The sequence below is a fragment of the Variovorax sp. TBS-050B genome, from assembly GCF_029893635.1.
GTDB lineage: Bacteria > Pseudomonadota > Gammaproteobacteria > Burkholderiales > Burkholderiaceae_C > Variovorax.
This window is the reverse complement of sequence record NZ_JARXYR010000002.1, coordinates 4,121,548-4,144,238: the sequence shown is the minus strand read 5'-3', so window position 1 is coordinate 4,144,238 and position 22,691 is coordinate 4,121,548. Positions and strand designations below refer to the sequence as shown.

Annotated in this window: 23 protein-coding genes; 12 read left to right on the top strand and 11 right to left on the bottom strand. The window is 71.2% G+C overall.

Features of this window, described 5'->3' with window-relative positions; all coding sequences use genetic code 11:
- Positions 1–4: 4 nt before the first annotated feature.
- The 10 genes from M2165_RS22175 to M2165_RS22130 form a co-directional block, all read right to left on the bottom strand.
- Positions 5–928 (bottom strand): ABC transporter permease, encoded by a 924-nt coding sequence (locus tag M2165_RS22175; protein ID WP_280816738.1) that lies wholly within the window; start codon positions 926–928, stop codon positions 5–7.
- Positions 925–1,989 carry an ABC transporter permease gene (locus M2165_RS22170; RefSeq protein WP_280817599.1) on the bottom strand — a complete coding sequence of 355 codons (1,065 nt, stop codon included), beginning with the start codon at positions 1,987–1,989 and terminating at the stop codon, positions 925–927. Before M2165_RS22170 ends, M2165_RS22175 begins: the two co-directional genes overlap by 4 nt.
- The gene (locus M2165_RS22165) at positions 1,989–3,599 is read right to left on the bottom strand and encodes an ABC transporter ATP-binding protein (protein ID WP_280816737.1); all 1,611 of its coding nucleotides are present in this window, start codon (positions 3,597–3,599) and stop codon (positions 1,989–1,991) included. Before M2165_RS22165 ends, M2165_RS22170 begins: the two co-directional genes overlap by 1 nt.
- Entirely contained in the window at positions 3,590–4,462 is an 873-nt protein-coding gene (locus tag M2165_RS22160; protein WP_280817598.1) for a 5'-methylthioadenosine/S-adenosylhomocysteine nucleosidase, read from the bottom strand. Before M2165_RS22160 ends, M2165_RS22165 begins: the two co-directional genes overlap by 10 nt.
- A gap of 83 nt (positions 4,463–4,545) precedes the next feature.
- On the bottom strand, positions 4,546–5,550 hold the full coding sequence (locus M2165_RS22155; protein WP_280816736.1) for a BMP family protein: 1,005 nt from the start codon (positions 5,548–5,550) through the stop codon (positions 4,546–4,548).
- Between the two features lie 178 nt (positions 5,551–5,728).
- Positions 5,729–6,361, bottom strand: a complete 633-nt coding sequence (gene upp, locus M2165_RS22150; protein ID WP_280816735.1) for a uracil phosphoribosyltransferase — start codon at positions 6,359–6,361, stop codon at positions 5,729–5,731.
- A gap of 38 nt (positions 6,362–6,399) precedes the next feature.
- A complete protein-coding gene (locus M2165_RS22145; RefSeq protein ID WP_280816734.1) occupies positions 6,400–7,803 on the bottom strand; it encodes a URC4/urg3 family protein in 1,404 nt (467 codons plus the stop codon).
- Complete coding sequence (locus M2165_RS22140) at positions 7,800–9,125, bottom strand: GTP cyclohydrolase II (RefSeq protein ID WP_280816733.1); 1,326 nt, start codon at positions 9,123–9,125, stop codon at positions 7,800–7,802. Before M2165_RS22140 ends, M2165_RS22145 begins: the two co-directional genes overlap by 4 nt.
- A gap of 94 nt (positions 9,126–9,219) precedes the next feature.
- Entirely contained in the window at positions 9,220–9,687 is a 468-nt protein-coding gene (locus M2165_RS22135; protein WP_280816732.1) for a DUF6152 family protein, read from the bottom strand.
- 17 nt (positions 9,688–9,704) lie between these two features.
- Positions 9,705–10,124 carry a hypothetical protein gene (locus M2165_RS22130; protein WP_280816731.1) on the bottom strand — a complete coding sequence of 140 codons (420 nt, stop codon included), beginning with the start codon at positions 10,122–10,124 and terminating at the stop codon, positions 9,705–9,707.
- A 189-nt stretch (positions 10,125–10,313) separates the two neighbouring features.
- Between M2165_RS22130 and M2165_RS22125 the strand changes: the two genes are divergently transcribed.
- Positions 10,314–10,895 carry a sigma-70 family RNA polymerase sigma factor gene (locus M2165_RS22125; RefSeq protein ID WP_280816730.1) on the top strand — a complete coding sequence of 194 codons (582 nt, stop codon included), beginning with the start codon at positions 10,314–10,316 and terminating at the stop codon, positions 10,893–10,895.
- Positions 10,892–11,533 carry a DUF1109 domain-containing protein gene (locus M2165_RS22120; protein ID WP_280816729.1) on the top strand — a complete coding sequence of 214 codons (642 nt, stop codon included), beginning with the start codon at positions 10,892–10,894 and terminating at the stop codon, positions 11,531–11,533. The genes M2165_RS22125 and M2165_RS22120 overlap by 4 nt, the downstream gene beginning before the upstream one ends.
- A 46-nt stretch (positions 11,534–11,579) precedes the next feature.
- Here M2165_RS22120 and M2165_RS22115 read toward each other — a convergent pair whose 3' ends face one another.
- Entirely contained in the window at positions 11,580–13,100 is a 1,521-nt protein-coding gene (locus M2165_RS22115; RefSeq protein WP_280816728.1) for a helicase HerA-like domain-containing protein, read from the bottom strand.
- A 101-nt stretch (positions 13,101–13,201) separates the two neighbouring features.
- Between M2165_RS22115 and M2165_RS22110 the strand changes: the two genes are divergently transcribed.
- Genes M2165_RS22110 through fabG form a run of 10 tightly spaced genes read left to right on the top strand, consistent with a single transcriptional unit; the run spans position 13,202 to position 22,686 of the window.
- Positions 13,202–13,513, top strand: a complete 312-nt coding sequence (locus tag M2165_RS22110) for a phosphopantetheine-binding protein (protein ID WP_280816727.1) — start codon at positions 13,202–13,204, stop codon at positions 13,511–13,513.
- 3 nt (positions 13,514–13,516) lie between these two features.
- A complete protein-coding gene (locus M2165_RS22105; RefSeq protein WP_280816726.1) occupies positions 13,517–14,158 on the top strand; it encodes a hypothetical protein in 642 nt (213 codons plus the stop codon).
- Between the two features lie 16 nt (positions 14,159–14,174).
- Positions 14,175–15,887 carry an AMP-binding protein gene (locus M2165_RS22100; protein WP_280816725.1) on the top strand — a complete coding sequence of 571 codons (1,713 nt, stop codon included), beginning with the start codon at positions 14,175–14,177 and terminating at the stop codon, positions 15,885–15,887.
- Positions 15,887–16,879: an acyl-CoA synthetase gene (locus M2165_RS22095; RefSeq protein WP_280816724.1), complete on the top strand. Its 993-nt coding sequence runs from the start codon at positions 15,887–15,889 to the stop codon at positions 16,877–16,879. Before M2165_RS22100 ends, M2165_RS22095 begins: the two co-directional genes overlap by 1 nt.
- Positions 16,857–17,480, top strand: a complete 624-nt coding sequence (locus tag M2165_RS22090; RefSeq protein ID WP_280816723.1) for a LolA-related protein — start codon at positions 16,857–16,859, stop codon at positions 17,478–17,480. Before M2165_RS22095 ends, M2165_RS22090 begins: the two co-directional genes overlap by 23 nt.
- On the top strand, positions 17,477–19,873 hold the full coding sequence (locus M2165_RS22085; protein ID WP_280816722.1) for a transporter: 2,397 nt from the start codon (positions 17,477–17,479) through the stop codon (positions 19,871–19,873). The genes M2165_RS22090 and M2165_RS22085 overlap by 4 nt, the downstream gene beginning before the upstream one ends.
- Positions 19,873–20,724 (top strand): polysaccharide deacetylase family protein, encoded by an 852-nt coding sequence (locus M2165_RS22080; RefSeq protein WP_280816721.1) that lies wholly within the window; start codon positions 19,873–19,875, stop codon positions 20,722–20,724. The genes M2165_RS22085 and M2165_RS22080 overlap by 1 nt, the downstream gene beginning before the upstream one ends.
- Positions 20,721–21,485, top strand: coding sequence for a class I SAM-dependent methyltransferase (locus M2165_RS22075; protein WP_280816720.1), 765 nt, complete (start codon positions 20,721–20,723; stop codon positions 21,483–21,485). The genes M2165_RS22080 and M2165_RS22075 overlap by 4 nt, the downstream gene beginning before the upstream one ends.
- Positions 21,482–21,958 (top strand): hydroxymyristoyl-ACP dehydratase, encoded by a 477-nt coding sequence (locus M2165_RS22070; protein ID WP_280816719.1) that lies wholly within the window; start codon positions 21,482–21,484, stop codon positions 21,956–21,958. Before M2165_RS22075 ends, M2165_RS22070 begins: the two co-directional genes overlap by 4 nt.
- Positions 21,955–22,686, top strand: a complete 732-nt coding sequence (gene fabG, locus M2165_RS22065; RefSeq protein ID WP_280816718.1) for a 3-oxoacyl-ACP reductase FabG — start codon at positions 21,955–21,957, stop codon at positions 22,684–22,686. Before M2165_RS22070 ends, fabG begins: the two co-directional genes overlap by 4 nt.
- Positions 22,687–22,691 lie beyond the last annotated feature (5 nt).

Here is a 22,691-nt window from a genome sequence, read left to right as displayed (position 1 = left end):
GCGTTCAGCGCTCGCCCTTGCGATAGGGCTTCATCAGCGCCTGCGGATAGCTGGCCTTGCGCGCCACCAGCACCAGCGCCAGGATCGACAGCAGGTACGGCAGCATCAGGTAGACCTGGTAGGGCAGCACGGCATCGCCCGATTGTTGCAGCCGCAGTTGCAGCGCGTCGAAGAAGGCGAACAGCAGCGCGCCGAGCAGGGCCTTGCCGGGCCGCCACGAGGCGAACACCACGAGCGCGACGCAGATCCAGCCGCGCCCGTTCACCATGTTGAAGAAGAAGGCATTGAAGGCCGAGAGCGTGAGGAAGGAGCCCGCCACGCCCATCAGCGCCGAGCCCGCCACGATGGCGCCCGTGCGCGTGGCCGCGACCGACACGCCCTGGCTCTCGGCCGCCTGCGGGTTCTCGCCCGCCATGCGGACCGCAAGGCCGAGCGGCGTGCGGTACAGCACCCAGGCGACGGCCGGCACCAGCAGCAGCGCGAAGAGCGTGAGCGAGGTCTGCGCGTTCAGCACCGGCACCGGCAGCCATTCCATCGGCGCGAAGGGCGTGATGGTCGGCGGCGTGTCGACCTTCGGAAAGCTCACGCGGTAGCCGAAGTAGCTGAGCGCCGTGGCGAGCAGCGTGATGCCGAGACCCGAGACATGCTGCGACAGCGCGAGGCCCACGGTCAGGAAGGCATGCAGCAAGCCGAAGACCATGCCCGCGAGCGCGGCCACGCCCACGCCGGCCCACAGCGGTGCACCGGCATACACCGCGAGCCAGCCGGTGAACGCACCCGCGACCATGATGCCTTCGATGCCGAGGTTGAGCACGCCCGCGCGTTCGCACAGCAGCACGCCGAGCGTGCCGAGGACCAGCGGCGTGGCGATGCGCAGCACCGCGATCCAGAACGCGGGGTTGGCGAGGATGTCGAGGACGTCGCTCATCGCATGCGCACCCGGTACTGCGTCAGCAGCGTCGCCACCAGCACCGCGATCAGCGAGGCCGCGACGATCACGTCGGCGATGTAGGTCGGCACGCCCACGGCGCGGCTCATGGTGTCGGCGCCGACCAGCACGCCCGCGACGAACACGCCCGCGGCGATCACGCCGAGCGGATGCAGCCCCGCGAGCATCGCGATCACGATGCCGGTGTAGCCGTAGCCCGGCGACATGTCGAGCGTGACGTAGCTCGTGCGGCCCGCCACCTCGATCGCGCCCGCCAGGCCCGCGAGCGCACCCGAGAGCAGCGCGACCGCCACCACCACCGTGCGCGTGACCGGCACGCCCGCGAAGGCCGCGGCGCGCGCATTGGCGCCCGTGGCACGGATGTCGAAGCCCAGCACCGTGTGCTTGAAGATCGCCCACACGATGACCGCGAGCGACACCGCCCAGACCAGCCCGGTGTGCACGCGCGTCTGCGCGATCAGCTTGCCGAGTTCGAGGTCGGGTTGCAGCGACACGCTCTGCGGCCATCCCATCGCGGCCGGGTCCTTCATCGGGCCGTCGAGCAGCGCGGAGACGCCGAGCAGCATGATGAAGTTGATCAGCAGCGTGGTCACCACCTCGTCCACGCCCAGCCGGTTCTTCATGAGCGCGGGCCCGAGCAGCAGCAGCGCGCCGGCCGCCGCGGCGGCCAGCATCATCAGCGGGAACAGCAGCCAGTTCGGCAGTTCGAAGCCGGTGCCGCCGTGCATGCCGCCCACCGCCACGGCCGCGAGCGCGCCCGCGAACAATTGCCCCTCGGCGCCGATGTTGAAGAGCCGCGCCTTGAAGGCCACCGTCGCGGCCAGCCCCGTGAGGATCAGCGGAATCGCGCGCGTCAGCGTCTCGCTCCAGGCGAACACCGAGCCGAAGCCGCCTTCGAAGAGCAGCACGTAGGTGCGGCCCACCGGCGCGCCCGCCCAGAGCACCAGCAGCGCGCTCACCGCCAGCGTGAACGCGATCGCGCCGACGGGCGCGAGCACCAGCGCAGCGCGCGAGCCTTCATGGCGTCGTTCGAGCCGCATCATGCCGCGGCTCCCTGGCCCGAAGCCGGTGGCGATGCGGCACCGGCCATCGCCAGGCCGATCGCTTCGCGCGTCCATGCCGCGGCCGGCCGGGCCTCGCCGATGCGGCCGCCGTGCATCACGGCCACGCGGTCGCCGAGCGCGAGCACTTCGTCGAGGTCGTCGGAAATGACCAGCACCGCCGCACCCGCGTCGCGCGCGGCGATGAGCTGCTGCTGCACATAGGCCACCGCGCCGATGTCCAGCCCCCAGGTCGGCTGATGCGCCACGATCAGGCGCGGCGCGCGGGTGGGATGCTTCCGGTTGTCGTCGTGCCGGTCGGCATCGGGGGGCGCCGGCGGGAGCAGGGCGCGCCCGAGGATCAGCTTCTGCATGTTGCCGCCCGAGAGCGCGCGGGCCGGCGCCGAGAGGCCGGCGCCGCGCACGTCGAAGGCCTGCTCGATGCGGCGGGCATGCAGCCGCGCCGCAGTGCGCCGCACCAGCGACGACCAGCGCGAGAAGGCCGGGCTGCGCAGGCGCTCGGACACCGCGTTCTCCCACACCGGCAGATCGCCGATCACACCCACCGCATGCCGGTCTTCGGGAATGCGCGCCACGCCGCGCTGCACCAGCCGCGCCGGCGAGGGCGGCAGCGCGCGGCCCATCAGCTGCGCCGTTCCCGAGGCGGCGCGCCGGGTGCCGCAGAGCAATTCGGCCAGCGCGGCCTGTCCGTTGCCCGACACGCCCGCGATCGCGGTGATCTCGCCCGCACGCAAGGTCAGCGACACGTCGCGCAGGCGGTCCCGTCCGTGTTGCGCATCGGCCGCGGTGCTCACGTGGTCGAGCACGCACACCGCGTCGCCCACCGACCGCGGCGGCCGGCGCTGCGGCACCTCGACCGCATGGCCGACCATCCACAGCGCGAGCTGCGACTGCGTGACCTCGGCCGTGCGCGCCTCGGCCACCAGCCGGCCGGCGCGCAGCACCGCCACCCGGTGCGACACGCGCAGCACCTCGCCGAGCTTGTGGCTGATGAAGATCACCGACAGCCCCTGCGCCACCATCTGCGCGAGCGTGGCGAACAGCGCTTCGCTTTCCTGCGGCGTGAGCACGGCCGTGGGTTCGTCGAGGATCAGGATGCGCGCGCCGCGGTAGAGCGCCTTGAGGATCTCCACGCGCTGCCGCTCGCCCACCGAAAGGCTGCCGATCCTCGCCTCGGGCTGCACCGGCAGGCCGAAGCGCTGCGCCACCTCGAGCAGCCGCTCGCGCGCGGCCGCGCGGCGCGACACCGGGCGCCACAGCGGCTCGGTGCCCATCATCACGTTGTCGAGCACGCTGAGGTTGTCGGCCAGCGTGAAATGCTGGTGGACCATGCCCACGCCGGCGGCCAGCGCGGCCTTCGGATGGCCGGGTTCCAGCGGCGCGCCGAAGACTTCGATGCGGCCTTCGTCGGCGACGTAGTGGCCGAACAGGATCGACATCAGCGTCGACTTGCCCGCACCGTTCTCGCCGAGCAGCGCCAGCACTTCGCCGGCCTGCAGGTCGAGCGAGACGGCGTCGTTGGCGACCAGGCTGCCGAAGCGCTTGGTGATGCCCTGCAGGCGCAGGACCGGCGTACCGCTCACTGCCATGCCGCGAGGAAGGCCAGCATCACCTTGGCCGAGTTGTCGGCCGCGATGTTCATGAAGGTGCCCATCTCGTTCTCGCCGTCGCCGCCGCCCGCCAGGTCGCTGAGCGAACGGAAGGCGATGTACGGCACGCCGTTGGCGTACGCCACCATGCCGACGGCGGCGGTCTCCATGTCGAGCACGTTGGCCTCGAAGGTGCGGAAGGTGTATTCGCGGAACGCCTTGTTGTCCATGAAGGCCTGGCCCGAGACGCCGTTGCCGCCGACCACCAGCTGGGGCTTGCGCGCGAGGCACTTGCCCGGAGCCGCGCAGTGCGCGAGGTCGACGTTGCGGATGCCGCGCGCCACCTCGAGCATCTTCGGGTCGGCCTCGAACCAGAACTTGCGGTGCAGCTGCGGGCGCGCCGCCGAGCGCACCTCGACGGGGCGCGGGTGCAGCATGCCGAAGTTCGGCAACGTGGCGTCGGTGATGAAGGGAGGCGCGGTGAACCGGCCCGGCGACGTTTCGCGCGCCATCAGCACCTCGAGGTACTGGCCCCATTGCGCCGGCACCGTGACGTCGCCCACGTGCAGCCGCGGATTGACCCCGCCCGCGATGCCGCTGAACACGATGTTCGTGACGCGGAAGCGGTCGAGCGCGAGCTGCGTGTTCATCGTCGCGTTGGTCATGCTGATGCCCGAGAGGAACAGCACGACCGGCTTGCCCTCGAGCCTGCCGGTGGTGAACTCGACCCCGTTCGCGCGGTGCGTGGCCGGCCCCTGGAGGCGGCCGAGCAGCAGCTTGAGCTCGGGCTCGAAGGCCGAGATCACCGCGATGCGCGGCGTGTCGTCGAGCCGCGCGCCGCCCGGCACCGCCTGTGGCTGCATGCCGGCGCAGCCCGCCAGCCCGGCCGCGAGCGCGCAGGCGGCGAGCGCGCGCCGGCAGGCCCGGCGCAGGTTCGCTGCCGCCTTCACTTGGCGGTCGACTTGGGTTGGCTGTCGTCCACCTTCACCGTGAACTTGCCCGCGAGGATGTCGGCCTGCCGCGCCTTGACCTTGGCGACGACCTCGGCCGGCACCTTCTTCTCGAAGGTGCCGAGCGGCGCGAGCTCGGAGCCCTTGTGCTTCATGTGCGAGTAGACGCCGTAGTCCTCGGCCGTGAACTTGCCTTCCTTCACGAGCTTGATCGCGCGGTCGGCCGAAGGCTCGAAGTTCCACAGCGCCGAGGCGACCACCGTGTCGGGGTACTGCGCCTGCGTGTCGATCACGTTGCCGATCGCGAGCTTGCCCTTTTCCTTGGCCGCGTCCGAGACGCCGAAGCGCTCGGCGTACATGACGTCGGCGCCCTTGTCGATCATCGCGAACGCAGCCTCCTTGGCCTTGGGCGGGTCGAACCAGCTGTTGATGAAGCTCACGCTGAACTCCACCTTCGGGTTCGTTTCCTTCGCGCCAGCCATGAAGGCGTTCATGAGCCGGTTCACCTCGGGGATCGGAAAACCGCCGACCATGCCGATGCGGTTCGTCTTGGTCATGCCGCCGGCCACCATGCCGCTCAGGTAGGCCGGCTCCTGGATGTAGTTGTCGAACACGCTGAAATTGGGCGCCTGCGGCTTGAGCGACGAGCCCATGAGGAAAGCGACCTTCGGGAAGTCCTTCGCCACCTTGCGCGCCGCGGCTTCCACCGCGAACGCTTCGCCCAGGATCAATTGGTTGCCTCCCGTGGCGTACTCGCGCAGCACCCGTTCGTAGTCCGCGTTGCCGACGTTTTCGGTCGCCTTGTACTCGATCTCGCCGCGCGCCTCGGCCGCCTTGAGCGCCTTGTGGATGCGGCCCACCCATTGCTGCTCGAACGGCACGGTGTACACCGCCGCCACCTTGAGCTTGGCCTGCGCGAGCGCAAGGCCGGGCGCCCCGGCCGCGAGCGCAGCGGCGGCGAGGGCGGCGGTACGAATGATGATCTGGCGGCGTGCTGTCACGGTCTTCTCCTCGTCGATAAAAAATTCAAGCGCTGCAATCCCCATGCCACACCGCACCAAACCCCCCCCGGCCCATCCGGGAAACACCGCGGAACCGGCTCCGCCGGGCCGCCGGTGTTGCCCCCGGTAGGGGGTTGGCGAAGCGGACACGAAGTGCCGCGCAGCCTGGGGGCGAGCGTTATTTCGTTCCGAAGATCCGGTCGCCCGCATCGCCCAGCCCCGGCAGGATGTAGCCATGGCTGTTGAGCTCGCGGTCGATCGCGGCGGTGTAGATCGGCACGTCGGGATGCGCTTTCTGCATGGTGGCGATGCCTTCGGGGCAGGTCAGCAGGCAGACGAACTTGATCGACTTCGGATTGAGCTCCTTCAGGCGCTCGACCGCGGCCACGGCCGAATTGCCGGTCGCCAGCATGGGATCGACCACGATCACGTCGCGGTTCTCCATCTCGCCGGGCATCTTGAAGTAGTACTCGACCGCGGTCAGCGTCTTCGGATCGCGGTACAGCCCGATGTGGCCGACGCGCGCGCCCGGCACCACGGTGAGCATGCCGTCGAGGATGCCGGTGCCCGCGCGCAGGATCGACACCAGCACCAGCTTCTTGCCGTCGATGACCTTGGCCTGCATGGTCTCGAGCGGGGTTTCGACCTCGACGTCCTGCATCGGCATGTCGCGCGTGACCTCGTAGGCCATGAGCATGCTGATCTCGTTCAGGAGCCGGCGAAAGCTGTTGGTGGAAGCGTCCTTGCGGCGCATCAGCGTGAGCTTGTGCTGGACGAGGGGATGGTCGAGGAGATGGACGTTGCTGCTCATTGAATTTTTTTCTTTGCCGTTGTGCGGAACCGGCGAGTCTAAAAGACCGTGCCGTCGCTTTCGATCAAAAGCGGCGGCGCACCGTCCCGCAAGCGCTGTGCCAGGGCCCGGCCGGCGGCCCAGGTGCCGCCCTCGAGCACGCAGGCGAGCGGCAGTTCCTCCTCGCTGCGGTCGAGCACCTTGCGCACGCGCGGCGCCAGTTCGTCGAGCAGCGCGACGGTGAGCGCGCGCCATTCGACGATGAATTCGTCGCTCGCCTTCCATTGCCGTGTCAGGAAGGCCGGGTCCTTCGGCACGATCACGCCGCTGTCGATCAGCAGGCCGCCGTTGCGGTATTCGGGCAGGGCGGTGAGCGCATTCACCTGCCGCACCTTCACGCCGGCCCATTCGAAGGGTTCCAGCAGCGAGTAGGTGAGCCACTGCGACAGCTTGTGGAACGGCATCCATCCGTTGGTGAGCCCCGGGCCGCGCACCGCGCTGTGGCGCCAGCAGTCGCCGAGCGCGAGCGCCGGGTCGGCGGCCCCGATGCCGCCGAGCACGTCGCTGCCGTCGGCCGCGATGCTGTCGACGGCATTGGCTGCGGGCCAGATGCGCGAGAGCGAATCGAGCAGCAGGGTCAGGATCTCGTGCGCCGTGACCTCGGCCGTCGGCGGCGCGGCCGGGCCGAAGGGGCCGACCAGCGTGTCGAACAGGTTGCCGGGCCGGCCTTCGTCGCCGAAGTACTCGGGCTGCTCGGCCAGCGCCTCGCCGAGCCGGCGCAGCAGCATCGCCCGGCCGGCCAGGCCGACCAGCGGATTGACCTCGCTGACCTGGAACGCGGCGCCGAGCCGGTCGGTCACGAGCGCGCGAAGCCCGGCCGCATCCACCTGCAGCGGATGACCGGCGCGCGAGGAGAACATGCCGCTCGTGAAGGCGTGGAAGCTGGCGATGCCCAGGCCCTCGGAGCGCGTGAAGCGCTCGCCGGTGGCGGGCTCGGTGTAGTGCCAGTCCGGGCCGGCGCCGGCGTCGAGCAGCACGCTCACGAGCACCAGGTCGATGTGGGCACGGGCGCGCTGCCGCGCGTCGGCGTCGCCGAGCAGGCTGTTCAGTTGCGCCAGGCGGTCCACGCCGCCGGCCTCGAAGTGGCGCCAGCGGCTGTGGTACGGAATGGTGTCCCAGGGATAGCGTTCGCGCGTGACCTCGGCCACGCTGCGGGCGGCGTCCTCGAGTGCGTCGTCGCCGCCGATGCGGAACCAGTCCGATTCGCCGCGGCGCGCGCGTGCGAGCAGGCCGGCCGCGCGGCGGCGGATCTCGGCCGTGCTGCGCAGCAGGCGGGCCGCGCCCGCGGCGTCGTGGGTATCGACCGCGAATTCGATCGCCGGATCGACGTTGCCCGCGGCGCCCGGCGCCAGGCTGCCGGAACCGTCGGCGGGGAGATGGTCTTGCGCTTGGCTGTCGTTCATTCGCTCAGTCCCCGGCCCTTGGCCTTCTTGAGTTCCTCTGCATCCGGCACCGGACCGGGCGTGAAGTAGCCGGCCGCCATCTTGGCGTCCATCTCGACGCGCGCATCGGCCGGGATCAGTTCGTCTGGAATGTTCACGCGCTCGCCGATCTCGATGCCCGAGCCGACGATGGCGTCGAACTTCATGTTGCTCATCGACACGAGGCGGTGGATCTTCCGGATGCCGAGCCAGTGGAACACGTCGGGCATCAGCTCCTGGAAGCGCATGTCCTGCACCCCGGCGACGCACTCGGTGCGCGCGAAGTACTGGTCGGCCGTGTCGCCGCCCACCTGGCGCTTGCGCGCGTTGTAGACCAGGAACTTCGTCACCTCGCCGAGCGCGCGGCCTTCCTTGCGCGAATAGGCGATCAGGCCCACGCCGCCGCGCTGCGCGCCCTGGATGCATTCCTCGATGGCGTGCGTGAGGTAGGGGCGGCAGGTGCAGATGTCGGAGCCGAACACGTCGGAGCCGTTGCATTCGTCGTGGATGCGCGCGGTGAGCTCGACCGCGGGGTTGGCCAGATCGCGCGGGTTGCCGAAGATGTAGAGCGTCTGCCCGCCGATCGGCGGCAGGAACACCTCCAGGTCGGAGCGCGTGACGAGCTCGGGGTACATGCCGCCGGTCTCCTCGAACAGCGTGCGGCGCAGGTCGGTCTCGGAGCAGCCGAAGCGCCGCGCCACCTCGGGCAGGTACCAGACGGGCTCGATCGCCGCCTTGGTCACCATCGCCGCGCCGCCCGCGGTGAGGAACTTGCCGTCGGCGTGCAGCCGGCCTTTCTGCAGCGCCTCGATCACCTCGGGCAGGATCACGTGCGCCTTGGTGATCGCGATGGTCGGGCGGATGTCGTAGCCCGCCGCGAGTTCGGCCGAGAACACGTCGGACACCAGCGCCCCCCAGGGATCGAGCGAGACGATGCGCCCCGGCTCGCTCCACTGCGGATAGGGGCCGATCACGTCGGTCGGCGAGGTGTTGGTCAGGTCGGCCTTGTGCTCGCGCTTGAGCGCCCCGGCGGCCACGGCCAGCGCGCGATAGACGCTGTAGGAGCCGCTGTGCGTGCCGATGACGTTGCGATGGGCCCGCTTGGTGGTGGTGCCGACGACCGGGCCGCGCTCGGTGGCGGTGGCCGCGCCCCAGCGGATCGGCAGTGCGCCGAAGCCGCCCGCATGCGAGGTCAGCCGGATGTGGCCGGCCGAGGGCGAGGACGGAAGCGGGGGAAGGGGAGAAACGGGAAGCGCCGGCGTCGCGGGGACTGCGGCAGAGGTCGCTGTGCTGTCTGCTGGCATTGGAGGCCCTCAAAAAATGCAATGTACCGATCGCGCGCGCGGCTGGCAAGCCGGGCGCGCGCGAGGTCACTGCCCTCTTCGGGCCGGTGCGGCCTCAGGCCGGCGAGGAGCGCAGGCCGTAGGCCTTGCCGTCCACGAACAGGTATTCGGCACGCAGCACCGCATCGCCTTTCTCGCCCGTGAAGGTGAAACCGAGCGCGGCGACCGGCGTGCCGGGCTTGATCTCGGCGACGCCCCAGGCCTCCAGCCGCGTGAGCGGCGCCAGTTCGATGAGCCACTTGCGGTCGGGCCGGCTCGGCAATTGCGCCTTCGCGAGCAGCGCCGGACCGTCGACCGCCGCGCTCTGCCGCGGCAGCGCGCGCTGCTTCAGGTCGGCCGGCAGGCTCGGGTTCTCGGGGCGCTCGATCTCGACCTCGCCATGGGGGTTGCGCCACATGACGCGGGTGGCGCGCCCCTCGAGGTAGAGCGGGCGCTCCTGGTCGAAGCTGCTCCAGCCGTGGTGCGCCCAGGCCGGCAGCGCGAGGGCGAGCGAGCCGGCGGTGAACATGCGTCTTTGAATCATCGGTGGGTCTCCTGGGTTCAGACGTAGGCAATCCAGCGCCCGCAGATGATGACAGCGAGCCAAAACCCCAGCGACAGCAGGCATTGCGCGCGCGGCAAGGCGCCGTTTGCGGCCGGGCCGCCGCGCAGGTGGAACCAGAGGGCGTTGGCGCCCGCCAGCGCGATCAGCACGAGCTTGGCGCGGAAGGCGGTGTTGGCCAGCAGTTCGCCGGGCTGGGTGGAGAACATCACCAGGCCGGTGGCCGCGCACAGCCCGAAGCCCGCGAGCGCCGGAACCAGGGTGATGCGCGCGAGCTGCGGCGCCGGCAGCGCCCGGGCCAAGCCGAGCACCCGCAGCTCGAACACCAGCAGCCCGCCGAACAGCAGTGCGATGCCCACGATGTGCACCGCCTCAAGCGCGGGGTACGCCCAGGGGTGGGAGGCCAGTCCGGCCAGCATCGGCGTCAGCCGCCGGCCGGCCGCGGCAAGCAGGCGGCGGGGCGGGAGGGGGCAGGCGGGTCGGTCGGTCGCATGGGATGCTCCTTCCAGGGGTGGGGCGAGCTTATCCGAGGCCGGTCCCGGGACTTTCGTGTGGGCAAGGCACAATCCTTCGGACATCTTTTCGAAAGGCTGTAACTGGCCGGGCCGATGGTACGAAACACACTGGACAGTGAAACGCGACTGAGTGCCACCGAGGCGACGCTGCGAGCTCTCTTCCTGCGTGGCCTCGACGGCGACGCGGCGGCGTATCGCGAATTCCTGCAAAAACTCAGCGCGCATCTGCGCGCGTTTCTGGCCAGGCGGCTGTTCGGCTGGCCCGATGAAGTGGAAGACCTTGTCCAGGAATGCCTGCTCGCCATGCACAACCAGCGCCACACCTACCAGAGCGACCAGCCGCTGACGGCCTGGGTGCATGCGATTGCCCGCTACAAGATGATCGACCTGCTGCGCGCCAAGTCCTCGCGCGAGGCGCTGCATGACCCGCTGGACGACGATCTCGAGGTGTTCGCCGACTCCGCCACCGAGGCCAGCGACGCCCGGCGCGACCTGGAAGGCCTGCTGAAGACGCTGCCCGAGCGCCAGCGCCTGCCGATCGTGCACGTGAAGCTCGAGGGCCTCACGGTGGCCGAAACGGCCGGGCTGACCGGCATGTCGGAGTCGGCCGTGAAGGTCGGCATCCATCGCGGCCTCAAGGCGCTGGCGGCAAGGATCAGGAGCAAGACGCAATGAAAACCGATGACCTCGTCGCCATGCTGGCCGCCGGCCCCACGGCGGCGCCGCGCCGCGCGGCCGCACGGCGCCTCGAACTCGCGCTGCTCGCGGGCCTGCCACTGTCGTTCGCCATCCTGTGGGCCGGCTACGGCATTCGCCCCGATCTGCTCCAGGCCATGTTCTGGCCGATGTTCTGGATGAAGCTGCTGTTCCCGGTGACCATCGCGATCGCGGCCTTCGTGATGGCGCAGCGCCTGGGTCGACCCGGCGTGCGGGTCCGGCGCAGCTGGCTCGGTGTCGCGGTGCCCGTGGCCATGGTCTGGGGCATGGCGGGCTTCGCCCTGTTCGATGCGCCGCCCGGCGAGCGCATGCCGCTGCTCATGGGCCAGACCTGGCGCACCTGCCTGGTCAGCATCGGGTTCATCGGGCTGCCGGTCTTCGTGGCGGCGCTGTTCGCGATGAAAGGCCTGGCGCCCACGCGCCCGGCACTCGCGGGTGCGGCAGCCGGGGCCTTCGCGGGCGGCGTGGGCGCGGCGATCTATGCGCTGCACTGCCCCGAACTGGCGGCGCCGTTCCTCGCGGTCTGGTACATCGGCGGCATGGCGGTGCCCGTGGCCGCAGGCGCGCTGATCGGGCCGCGCCTCTTGCGCTGGTGACGCGCGCGGGCACCCGCCCGCACGGCCCGCGCGAGCGTCCGGCCTGCTAGCGGCGCTTCTTGGCGCCGAAGATGCCGCCGAGCACCCCGCGCAGGATCTCCTTGCCCACCGAGGTGCCCATGGTCCGCACCGCCGACTTGGCCATGGTCTGCACCAGCCCGTCGCGCTTGCCGCCGCGCGGGCCGGTGCTGCCGAACAGCAGGTCGTTGAGCATGCTGCCGGCGCCAGAGGCTTCGGTGTCCGCGCCGGCCTTGCCGCCGGGCGTCTTCGCCGCGGGCGCATCCGGCGCGCTTTCGGCGCGGCCCTTGAGCTTTTCGTACGCTGATTCACGGTCCACCGTCTTCTCGTAGACGCCGGCCACGAGCGAGCCGGCGATCACCGCCTGCCGCTGGGCCGGCGTGACCGGGCCGATCTGGCTGCCGGGCGGCACCACGAACACGCGCTCGGTCACGCTCGGACGGCCCTTCGCATCGAGAAAGCTCACCAGCGCCTCGCCCACGGCGAGTTCGGTGATCGCGGTCTCGATGTCCAGGCCGGGCTTCTGGCGCATGGTGGTCGCGGTGGCCTTCACCGCCTTCTGGTCGCGCGGCGTGAAGGCGCGCAGCGCATGCTGCACGCGGTTGCCGAGCTGCGCCAGCACCGAGTCGGGGATGTCTAGCGGGTTCTGCGTCACGAAATAGACGCCCACCCCCTTGGAGCGGACCAGCCGCACCACCAGCTCGATGCGCTCGACCAGCGCCTTGGGCGCCTCGTTGAAGAGCAGGTGGGCCTCGTCGAAGAAGAAGGCCAGCTTGGGCTGGTCGGGGTCGCCGATCTCGGGCAGCTGCTCGAACAGCTCCGACAGCATCCAGAGCAGGAAGGTCGCGTAAAGCCGCGGCGAGTTCATCAGCTTGTCGGCCGCAAGGATGTTGACCACGCCCTTGCCGCCCACGGTCTGCATGAAGTCGGCGATGTTGAGCATCGGCTCGCCGAAGAACTTCTCGCCGCCCTGGGTCTCGATCTGCAGCAGCCCGCGCTGGATCGCGCCCACGCTCGCGGCGCTGATGTTGCCGTATTCGGTGGTGAACTGGCTCGCGTTCTCGCCCACGTACTGCAGCATGGCGCGCAGGTCCTTCAGGTCGAGCAAGAGCAGGCCGTTGTCGTCGGCGATCTTGAAGACCAGGTTGAGCACGCCGGCCTGGGTTTCGTTCACGTCGAGCATGCGGCCGAGCAGCAGCGGCCCCATGTCGGAGACGGTGGCGCGCACCGGATGTCCCTGTTCGCCGAACACGTCCCACAGGGTGACGGGGCAGGCGGCGGCCTCGGGCAGTTCGATGCCGCGTTCCTTCAGCGTGGCCGCCATCTTCTCGCCGATGCTTCCTTTCTGGCTCATGCCGGTCAGGTCGCCCTTCACGTCGGCCATGAACACCGGCACGCCGATGCCCGAGAGCTTCTCGGCCAGGGTCTGCAGCGTCACGGTCTTGCCGGTGCCGGTGGCGCCGGTGATCAGTCCGTGGCGGTTGGCGAGCTGGGGCAGCAGGTGGCACTCGATGGTGTCGTGGCGCGCGATCAGAAGAGGGTCGGCCATGAAGGGCTCCGGGGTCGTATCGAAGCGGGCAGTCTACTCACGCCGCGCTCCTATAATCCACCGCCCCCGAGGTCGTAACCCAAAAAGTTCAGGAGGTTTTCTTGTCATCGACTGCTCAGCCCCCCATTCCCGCCGCTGGCGATTCCCCTGAACAGTCGCCGATGGAGAAAGAGCTGGCCGTTCTGCTGGTGAACGCGCTCAATCTCGAAGTCGCCCCCGAGGACATCGTGCCGACCGATCCGCTGTACGGCGAAGGCCTGGGCCTCGACTCGATCGACATCCTCGAAGTCGCGCTCGAGGTGTCCCGCCGCTACGGCTTCCAGTTGCGCTCGGACGACGAGCGCAACCAGCAGATCTTCCAGTCGCTGCGCACGCTCGCGACCCACGTCGCCCAGCACCGCAGCGCTTCCTGATCCATGTCTCGATGGCGACTGGCGCTCCTGCTGCTGGTGGGGGTGGCCTATGCCGGCCTCTCGCACTGGATGATGCTGTTCCACCCCACCGAGCCGTGGGCCGTGGTGGTGCTGCTCGGCCCGCTCTGGCTCGCCGCCATGGGCTTTGCCGCGAGCCGGTTCGGCCGCTTCGGCTTTGCCGCCGCGCTGCTGCTCGGCATCGCGGGCTTCGCGCTCGTGTTCATGGGTGAGGCCGGTGACACCAACCGGCTCTACGTGTTCCAGCATGTCGCGATCAACGGGCTTCTGTGCGGCTGGTTCGGCGCCTCGCTGCGCGGCCCCGGGCTGCCGCTGATCACCCAGTTCGCGCAGCGCGTGCATCCGCTCAAGGGCCAGATGCTGGCCTACACGACCCGCCTCACGCGCGTCTGGACCGTGTACTTCGCGGTGGTGGTGGTGTCGTCGATCGTGGTCTACCTGACGCTGCCTTTCTCGGCCTGGTCGCTGCTCGCGAACGTGCTGACGCCGCTGTCCGTCACGCTGCTCTTCGTCGGCGAACACCTGTTGCGCTACCGGCTGCACCCGGAGTTCGAACGCACGCGGCTCATCGACGCGGTGCGCGCCTTCCAGGGCAGCTCCATCGGCGAGCGTCCGGGCCACCGTTGACCTGCGGAGGCTTTTCTTGAGCGCCGACACCCGACTGCTGCCGCTGATCGCGCACCGCGACCTCGATGCGCCCCTGGCCTGGCGCGCGGGCGTTGCGGTCAGCACGCGGCAGTTCCTGGCCGACGTGGCGCGCTTCGCGCCGGTGCTGCCGGCCGAGGGACCGGCGGTCAATCTCTGCGTCGACCGCTATGCCTTCGCCGTCTGCCTCGCGGCCGCGCTGGTCCGCGGCCATGCGAGCCTGCTGCCGCCCGACGCACGCCCCGACACCCTCGCGCGCCTGCGCGGCGCCGAGTCCGCCGACAGTCTTTTCGCGCTGACGGACGATCCCGGCCTCGCCACGCCGGGCATGCCGCGCGTGCTGATCGAGGACCGCTCCAGCGCCGAAGGCAGTGAGCACCTCGAGGTGCCCGCCGTCGACGCGCGAATGCATGCGGTGAGCCTGCTCACCTCCGGTTCCACCGGCGCGCCGCAGCCGCATGCCAAGCGCTGGGAAACCCTGGTCGGCGACGTCGCGGTGGCCGTCGAGCGGCTTTCGAGCCTGCTCGGGCGGCCGTCGCTGGCCGGCCTGACGCTGGTCGCCACCGTGCCGGTGCAGCACAGCTACGGGCTCGAATCGTCGGTGCTGCTGGCCCTGCTCGGCGGCGCGGCCTTCGAGAGCGGCCGGCCGTTCTTTCCGGCCGACGTGGCGCGCACGCTGGAATCGGTGCCGCGCCCGCGGGCACTGGTCACCACGCCTTTCCACCTCAAGACGCTGCTGCTGTCGGGCATCGCGCTGCCGCCCGTGGACCTGATCCTCTCGGCCACCGCGCCGCTGTCGCCGCAGCTCGCGGCGCAGGCCGAGCAGATGCTGGGCGGCGTGCTGATCGAGATCTACGGCAGCACGGAATCGGGCCAGGTCGCCACCCGCCGCACCACGCAGAGCGAGGTCTGGGAGAACTTCGGCCAGATCCGCGTGCACGCCGAGCCGGGGGAGGGCGATGCGCCCGAGCGCTTCGTCTTCAGCGGCGACTTCGTGCCCGAGCCCACCCCCATGGCCGACGTGCTCGAACTGCTCGACGCGCGCCGCTTCCGGCTGCTCGGCCGCGCCAACGACCTGATCCACGTGGCCGGCCGGCGCAGCTCGCTCGGCCACCTGAACTACCACCTCAACAGCATCCCGGGCGTCGAGGACGGCGCCTTCTGGCTGCCCGACGAGGTGGCCGACGGCGTGGTGCGGCCGGTGGCCTTCGTGGTCGCGCCGACGCTCTCGGCCGGCGAGATCATCGCCGCGCTGCGGCAGCGGCTCGAGGCCGTGTTCGTGCCGCGCCGCGTGGTGCAGGTGAAGGGCTTTCCGCGCGAAGGCACGGGCAAGCTCACCGCCCGCGCGCTGCGCGAGTTCGCGCTGGCGCAGCTGGCCGAGGACGACACGCCGGTCCAGCTCGCGCACCGGGTGCCGGCCGACCATCCGGCGTTCGCGGGCCACTTTCCGGGCCAGCCGCTGATGCCGGGTGCGCTCCTTCTTGCCGAGGTCATGGAAGCCGTGCAGCGCGTGCCGGCGCTGGTGGCGCGGCTCGGCAGCCATCCCACGCTCGCGGCCGCGAAGTTCCTCGCGCCGGTGCGGCCGGCCAGCCTTCTTTCGATCGAGCTGCAGCCGGAGGCCGGCGCCGCGCGCGGCGTGCGTTTCGACGTGCGCTGCGACGGCGTCGTGGCTGTCACCGGCCGCTGGACCGCCGCGCCAGAGTCCGCCTGATGAAGCACACCGACGAGGAAACGCGCGCCGTCGACGCGGCCGCGCAGGCCGGCCAGCGCGGCGACTGGGCGCGCGCGCCCGAGCGCAGCAACATGCTGGCGCTGCGCTTCATCTGCCTCATGGCGCTGGTCTGCGGACGGCGCATCACGCGGCTGCTGCTGCCGCCGATCAGCCTCTACTTCCTGCTGTTCGCGCCCACGCCGCGCCGCCACATCAAGCGCTACCTGTTTCGCGCCATCGGGCCGCACGCCGGATGGCTCGACGGCTACCGGCTGCTGCACGCCTTCGCATCCACGGTGCTCGACCGCGTGTACTTCCTGCGCGGCCGCATGGACCTGTTCGACGTGAAGGTCGAAGGCGCCGAACCGCTCGAAGCCGAGGTCCTGGCAGGGCGGGGCGCCTTCCTGCTCGGCGCCCACTTCGGCAGCTTTGAGGCGATGGGCGCCTGCAAGCAGCACAGCGCCCACCGGCAGCAGCTCCGGCTCGCGATGCTGATGTACCCCGACAACGCGCAGCGCATCACGGCCATCCTCAATGCGATCAGCCTGCCCGAGCTGCGCCCGCACGTGATCGCGCTGGGCCGGCCGCATTCGATGCTGGCGCTGCGCGACTGGCTCGACGGCGGCGGCCTGGGCGGCATGCTGGCCGACCGCACCCTGCCGGGCAGCGAGGACCAGCCGGCGCAGCAGCGCGGCAACAACATCGTGCTGCCGTTCCTCGGCCAGCCGGCACGCTTCAACGACGGGCCGTTCCGCCTCGCGGCGCTGCTGCGGCGCAAGGTGTTCTTCATGGCCGGCGTCTACGGCGGCGGTGCGCGCTACGATGTCCGGTTCGACCTGCTGGCCGACTTCGGCGAACGGGCCGCCGACCCCGCCGAGCGGGAACGCCGCATCCGCGCGGCCGTCGAAGCCTATGCGGCGCGGCTCGAAGCGCTGTGCCGCGCCCACCCGTACAACTGGTTCAATTTTCATGACTTCTGGCTCGAAGACTAGTTTTGCCCGCCGTTGCAGGGGCCTGTGGCTGGCGCTGGCCTTCTGCTGCGCCGCGCCCGCATGGGCCTTCGACCTGCCCGAACTGATGGGCCTGCTGTCCAGGCAGAAGAGCGGCGAGGCGCGCTTCACCGAGCAGCGCTTCGTGCACGGCCTCGAAGGGCCGCTCGATGCCCGCGGCACGCTGAGCTTCGAAGCGCCCGACAAGCTGGTGCGCCGCACGCTGTCGCCGCGCGTCGAGACCATGGCCGTCGACGGCAACACCCTCACGCTCTCGCGCGGCGGGCGCAGCCGCGTGCTCACGCTCGACAGCATGCCCGAGCTGCTCGGCCTGGTGGAGGCCATGCGCGGCACCCTGAACGGCGACGGCGCGACGCTGCAGCGCTATTTCCGCAGCACCGTGGGCGGCTCGGCCGCCAGCTGGACGCTCGATCTCGCGCCCATCGACAGCCGCCTCGCGGCCCAGATGCGCAGCATCCGCATCAGCGGTCGCGCGAGCGAGGTGCTCGGGCTCGAAATGGAATTCGTCGGCGGCGACCGCTCGGTCATGAGCATCTCGCCCGAGCGCGCCGGCGCCGCGCCCGCCGGGCGCAGCACGCCGTGATCGCACGCGGCAGCGCGGAGGGGCCGCCGGGCCGCCAGCGCCGCACGCTGGTGCTGCTGGCGTGGCTGCTGATCGTGCTGGCCGGCGCGCTGCAGATCGCGCGCACGCAGTTCAGCGCCGACCTCTCGGCCTTCCTGCCGAAGAGCCCCGACGCGCGGCAGCAGGTGCTGATCGAGCAGCTGCAAAGCGGCGTCGCCTCGCGCACGCTGATGCTCGGCATCGAAGGCGGCGCGAGCGCCGAGCAGCGCGCCGCGGTGTCGCGCGCGGTGGCCCGGGCGATGCGGGAGAGCCGCCTCTTCGACCTGGTCCAGAACGGCGACACCGGCGACTGGAGCGAGGCCGGCACCTGGGTGTTCGAGCACCGCTACCAGCTCTCGCCGGGCATGCGCCCCGCGCATTTCAGCGTCGAGGGCCTGCGCGACGCCATCTACGAAACCCTCTCGATGCTCGGCACGCCGGCCGGCAATGCAATCAAGCCGCTGCTCGACCGCGATCCGACCGGCGAGACGCAGCGCATCGCCGTCGACCTGGTGCCGGCCAGCGCGCCGCGCAGCGAGAACGGCGTCTGGGCCTCGCGCAGTGCGCCGCGCGCGCTGCTGATCGCCACCACGCACGCCGCGGGCAGCGACCTCGATGCGCAGGCCGTCGCCATCGCCCGCGTGCAGGCGGCCTTCGATGCCGCAACGCGCGACATCGCCGAGGCCAGGCCGAAGCTGCTGCTGAGCGGCCCGCCCGTGTTCTCGGTGCTGAGCCGCGACAAGATCAAGACCGAAGCCACCCATCTGGCGATCGTCGGGGGCATCGTGATGGGCGTGCTGCTGCTGCTGGCCTTCGCCTCGCCGCGCGCGCTGGTGATCGCCTTCCTGCCGGTGGCGACGGGGGTGGTGGTGGGCACGGCCGCGGTGAGCCTGGTGTTCGGTTCGGTGCACGGCATGACCCTCGGCTTCGGCAGCACGCTGATCGGCGAGACCGTCGACTACGCCATCTACTTCCTGATCCAGGCGCGGGGCGCCGCCGTCGCCGGCACCGGCTGGGCGCGCTGGCGCGAGGTGCACTGGCCGACCGTGCGGCTCGGCCTGCTGACCTCGGTCTGCGGCTTCGCGGCGCTGGTGTTCTCGGGCTTCCCGGGGCTCGCGCAGCTCGGCGTGTTCTCGATCGCGGGGCTCGTGGCGGCGGCGCTCGCCACGCGCTACGTGCTGCCGATGCTCGCGCCCGACGGCGCGAGCGGCATGGGAATGCGCAAGTACATGGCGCGTGCCGCCGGCATGCTGGTGCGCGGCCTGCCGCGCCTGCGCTGGGCGCTCGCCGCGCTCGGCGTGGCCGCGCTCGCGATGGTGGTCTGGCAGGGCGGCCATCTCTGGCGCGCCGACCTCGGCGCCATGAGCCCGGTGCCCAAGTCGGCCCAGCAACTCGACGAGATGCTGCGCGCGGACATCGGCACCGGCGACGGCGGCACGCTGGTGGTGGTGTACGGCGCCGACGAGGAGACCGCGCTGCGCAACACCGAAGCCGCCACCGCGCGGCTCGAGGCGCTGGTCGACAAGGGCGAGCTCGGCGGCTACGAGGCCGTGACGCGCGTGCTGCCGAGCGTCGCCACGCAGCAGGCGCGGCTCGCGAGCATTCCCGATGCCTCGACGCTGCGCACCCGGCTCGCCGAGGCAACGGCGGGCTCGCCGCTGCCGGCAGCGCGCCTCGGACCTTTCCTGGCCGACGTCGAGGCCGCGCGGCAGCGCGCGCCGGTGCGGCGCGCCGACCTCGAGGGCAGCCCGCTCGGCGCGGTCGTCAACACGCTCATGTACCAGCGCCCGGGCGGGGAGTGGGCGACGCTGGTGGTGCTGCATCCCGGCCCGGGCTTCGACGCGGCGCGGCTCGAGGCGGCACTGGCCGGCGCGCCCGAGGTGCAGGTGGTCGACGTCGGCCGCGAACTGGCCGGGCTCTACCAGCGTTACCTGCACGAGGCCTTCGTGCAGGTGCTGCTCGGCGCGCTCGCGGTGGTGGTGCTGCTCGGCGCGTACCTGCGTTCGGGCGCGCGCCTGTTCGCGGTGTGCCAGCCGCTGGTGTTCGCGGTGGTGCTCACGCTCGGCGGCATGGCGGTGCTGCAGGTGCCGCTCGGCATCCTGCACCTGGTGGGGCTGCTGCTGATCGTGGCGGTGGGCTCGAACTACGCGCTCTTCTTCGACCAGTTGCGCGTGGCCGGACGCGCCGACGAGGACACGCTCGCCTCGCTGATGCTCGCCAACCTGACGACGGTCGTGTCCTTCGGGCTGATCGCGATCTCCGACATTCCCGCGCTGTCCTCGATCGGCCGCGTGGTGGCGCCGGGCGCCTTGCTGGCGCTGCTGCTGTCGGCCGCCTTTGCCCGCCGGCTGCCGGCCGCGACGGCGCGCGGCTGATGGGAAAATCCTGCGCCATGCCTTCCGCTTCCGCCCCCGCCACTGCCCGCGAATCCTGGCCCTGGCCGCCGGCCATCCGCGCCAGCGCGGCGCTGCACCTGGCGGCGGTCGGCGCCGGCGCGCTGGTGCCGGGCGCGCTGCCATGGGCCATCGGTGCCGTGGTGCTGAACCATGCGCTCATCACGGGCGCGGGGCTCACGCCGCGCAGCAGCCTGCTGGGCCCCAACGTCACGCGCCTGCCCGAAGCGGCCGGCGCGCGGCGCGAGGTGGCGATCACCATCGACGACGGCCCGGACCCCGAGGTCACGCCGCGCGTGCTCGACCTGCTCGACGCGCACGGCCAGCGCGCCACCTTCTTCTGCATTGCCGAGCGCGTGCTCGCGCATCCGGCGCTCGCGCGCGAGATCGTGGCGCGCGGCCACAGCATCCAGAACCACACGGCGCGGCACCGCCACAATTTCTCGTTCCTCGGGCCGCGCGGCTTCGCCGCCGAGATCGCGCGGGCCCAGGAGATCCTGGCCGATACCACCGGCGAGCGACCGAGCTGCTTTCGCGCGCCCGCGGGCTTGCGCAACCCCTTCCTCGAGCCCGTGCTGCACCGGCTCGGCCTGTCGCTCGTGAGCTGGACGCGCCGCGGCTTCGACACGCGCGAGGGCGATCCCGCCAAGGTGATGGCGCGCCTCGGCCGCAACCTGCGCGCGCGCGACATCCTGCTTCTGCACGACGGCAATGCCGCGCGCACCCCCCTTGGAAACCCTGTGCTGCTGGAGGTACTGCCCTTGCTGCTCGAACGCCTGCGCGCCGATGGACTGCGCGCCGTGACCCTGCCGGAAGGCCTGAAGACGCCATGAGCGCCGTGCTTCCCGCATCCACCGACGGCGCCTGGCGCGAACTGCACGAGGCCGCCACCGTTCCCTACAAGAAGGGCGGCAACTTCGCCTGGCATTTCGCGCGCGGCAAGCTCGGGCGCGACCCGGTGTTCCGCGGCCTGCTCGAGCGCGGGCTGATCGGCGAGACGCACCGCCGCGTGGTCGACATCGGCTGCGGCCAGGGGCTGTTCGCGAGCCTGCTCGCATCGATGAGCCGCATGCAGGCGCAGGGGCGCTGGCCTTCGGCCTGGAAGCGCACGCCCGCGGCGGCAGACTACACCGGCATCGAACTCATGCCCAAGGACGTGGCGCGCGCCGAAGCGTCCATCGGCCACCTGCAGCCGGCGCCGCGGCTCGTCTGCGCCGACATGTGCTCGGCGCCGCTGCCCGACTGCGACCTGGTGGTGATCCTCGACGTGCTGCACTACGTGAACATCGATGCGCAGAACGACGTGCTGCGGCGCGTGCGCGACGCATTGCGCGCCGGCGGCAATCCCGACGCCCGGCTGCTGCTGCGTGTGGGCGATGCGGCCAGCCGCCGCGGCTTCGCGATCAGCCAGTGGGTCGACCGCACGGTGACGCGCATCCGCGGCCACAAGGTGTCGCCGACCTGGGGCCGTCCGTTGGCGCAGTGGGTGGCGGTGCTGCAGCAGCTGGGTTTTCGCGTGCAGAGCATTCCGATGAGCGAAGGCACGCCGTTCGCCAACGTGCTGCTCGTGGCCGACCTGGAGCCCGCCGCATGACGGCCGCGCCGCAGACGCTGACCCGCGAGGGCATTGCCGCGCGCATTCCGCACAGCGGCAGCATGTGCCTGCTGGACCGGCTCGAGCGCTGGGATGCCGAATCGATCCACTGCAGCACCCGCTCGCATGCGCAGCCCGACAACCCGCTGCGCACCGCGAGCGGCCTGCTCGCGCCCAACGCCATCGAATACGCCGCGCAGGCCATGGCGCTGCACGGCGGCCTGCTCGCGGCCGAGGGCAGCACGCCGTCGGCCGGCTTTCTCGCGAGCGCGCGCCAGGTTCGCTTTGCGGTGGCGCGGCTCGACGACGTGCCCGGGGCGCTGCAGGTGCAGGCGCGCCGCCTGTCGGGCGATGCGAACCAGATCCTCTATGAATTCGCGGTCAATGACGGCGACGGCCGCGCGCTCGCCGAAGGCCGCGCCGTGGTGGTGCTGAACACGCCGCTTGCAGCAACCGGAGCCAGGGCACCATGAGCCTCGAAGGAAAACGCGCATTGATCACCGGCGCCAGCGGCGCGCTGGGCAGCGCCATGGCCGAGCGCCTCGCGCGCGACGGCGCCACGGTGCTGCTGCATGCCAACTCGCGGCCCGATGCGGTGGCACAGCTCGCGGACGCCATCACGGCGGCCGGCGGCAAGGCCGAATGCCATGTGTTCGACCTGCGCAGCGACGAGGCCTGTCAGGCCGCGTGCGAACGCATGCTGGCCGACGGGCCGGTCCAGATCGTCGTCAACAACGCCGGCGTGCACGACGACGCGGTGCTGCCCGGCATGCGCGCCGAGCAGTGGCACAAGGTGATCGACGTCTCGCTCAACGGCTTCTTCCGCGTCACGCAGCCGCTGCTGCTGCCGATGATGCGCACGCGCTGGGGGCGGATCCTCAACATCTCGTCGGTGGCGGCGCTCGCGGGCAACCGCGGCCAGGTCAACTATGCGGCCGCGAAGGGCGCGCTCAACAGCGCGACCAAGGCGCTGTCGCTCGAGGTCGCCTCGCGCGGCGTCACGGTCAATGCGATCGCGCCGGGCATCATCGCCTCGCCGATGGCCGACGCGGTGTTCGATCCGGCCGTGGTGCAGCAGATGGTGCCGATGAAGCGCGCCGGCACGCCGCAGGAGGTGGCCGCGCTCGCGGCCTTCCTCGCGAGCGACGAGGCGGCCTACATCACGGGGCAGGTGATCTCGGTCAACGGCGGGATGATCTAGCGCCG

Excerpts from the sequence above, each read along its gene's own strand:
- M2165_RS22175 (WP_280816738.1), bottom strand. The coding sequence starts at position 928 with ATGAGCGACGTCCTCGACATCCTCGCCAACCCCGCGTTCTGGATCGCG.
- M2165_RS22170 (WP_280817599.1), bottom strand. The coding sequence starts at position 1,989 with ATGCGGCTCGAACGACGCCATGAAGGCTCGCGCGCTGCGCTGGTGCTC.
- M2165_RS22165 (WP_280816737.1), bottom strand. The coding sequence starts at position 3,599 with ATGGCAGTGAGCGGTACGCCGGTCCTGCGCCTGCAGGGCATCACCAAG.
- M2165_RS22160 (WP_280817598.1), bottom strand. The coding sequence starts at position 4,462 with ATGCAGCCACAGGCGGTGCCGGGCGGCGCGCGGCTCGACGACACGCCG.
- upp (WP_280816735.1), bottom strand. The coding sequence starts at position 6,361 with ATGAGCAGCAACGTCCATCTCCTCGACCATCCCCTCGTCCAGCACAAG.
- M2165_RS22145 (WP_280816734.1), bottom strand. The coding sequence starts at position 7,803 with ATGAACGACAGCCAAGCGCAAGACCATCTCCCCGCCGACGGTTCCGGC.
- M2165_RS22140 (WP_280816733.1), bottom strand. The coding sequence starts at position 9,125 with ATGCCAGCAGACAGCACAGCGACCTCTGCCGCAGTCCCCGCGACGCCG.
- M2165_RS22135 (WP_280816732.1), bottom strand. The coding sequence starts at position 9,687 with ATGATTCAAAGACGCATGTTCACCGCCGGCTCGCTCGCCCTCGCGCTG.
- M2165_RS22130 (WP_280816731.1), bottom strand. The coding sequence starts at position 10,124 with ATGCTGGCCGGACTGGCCTCCCACCCCTGGGCGTACCCCGCGCTTGAG.
- M2165_RS22125 (WP_280816730.1), top strand. The coding sequence starts at position 10,314 with ATGGTACGAAACACACTGGACAGTGAAACGCGACTGAGTGCCACCGAG.
- M2165_RS22120 (WP_280816729.1), top strand. The coding sequence starts at position 10,892 with ATGAAAACCGATGACCTCGTCGCCATGCTGGCCGCCGGCCCCACGGCG.
- M2165_RS22115 (WP_280816728.1), bottom strand. The coding sequence starts at position 13,100 with ATGGCCGACCCTCTTCTGATCGCGCGCCACGACACCATCGAGTGCCAC.
- M2165_RS22105 (WP_280816726.1), top strand. The coding sequence starts at position 13,517 with ATGTCTCGATGGCGACTGGCGCTCCTGCTGCTGGTGGGGGTGGCCTAT.
- M2165_RS22095 (WP_280816724.1), top strand. The coding sequence starts at position 15,887 with ATGAAGCACACCGACGAGGAAACGCGCGCCGTCGACGCGGCCGCGCAG.
- M2165_RS22090 (WP_280816723.1), top strand. The coding sequence starts at position 16,857 with ATGACTTCTGGCTCGAAGACTAGTTTTGCCCGCCGTTGCAGGGGCCTG.
- M2165_RS22080 (WP_280816721.1), top strand. The coding sequence starts at position 19,873 with ATGGGAAAATCCTGCGCCATGCCTTCCGCTTCCGCCCCCGCCACTGCC.
- M2165_RS22075 (WP_280816720.1), top strand. The coding sequence starts at position 20,721 with ATGAGCGCCGTGCTTCCCGCATCCACCGACGGCGCCTGGCGCGAACTG.
- M2165_RS22070 (WP_280816719.1), top strand. The coding sequence starts at position 21,482 with ATGACGGCCGCGCCGCAGACGCTGACCCGCGAGGGCATTGCCGCGCGC.
- fabG (WP_280816718.1), top strand. The coding sequence starts at position 21,955 with ATGAGCCTCGAAGGAAAACGCGCATTGATCACCGGCGCCAGCGGCGCG.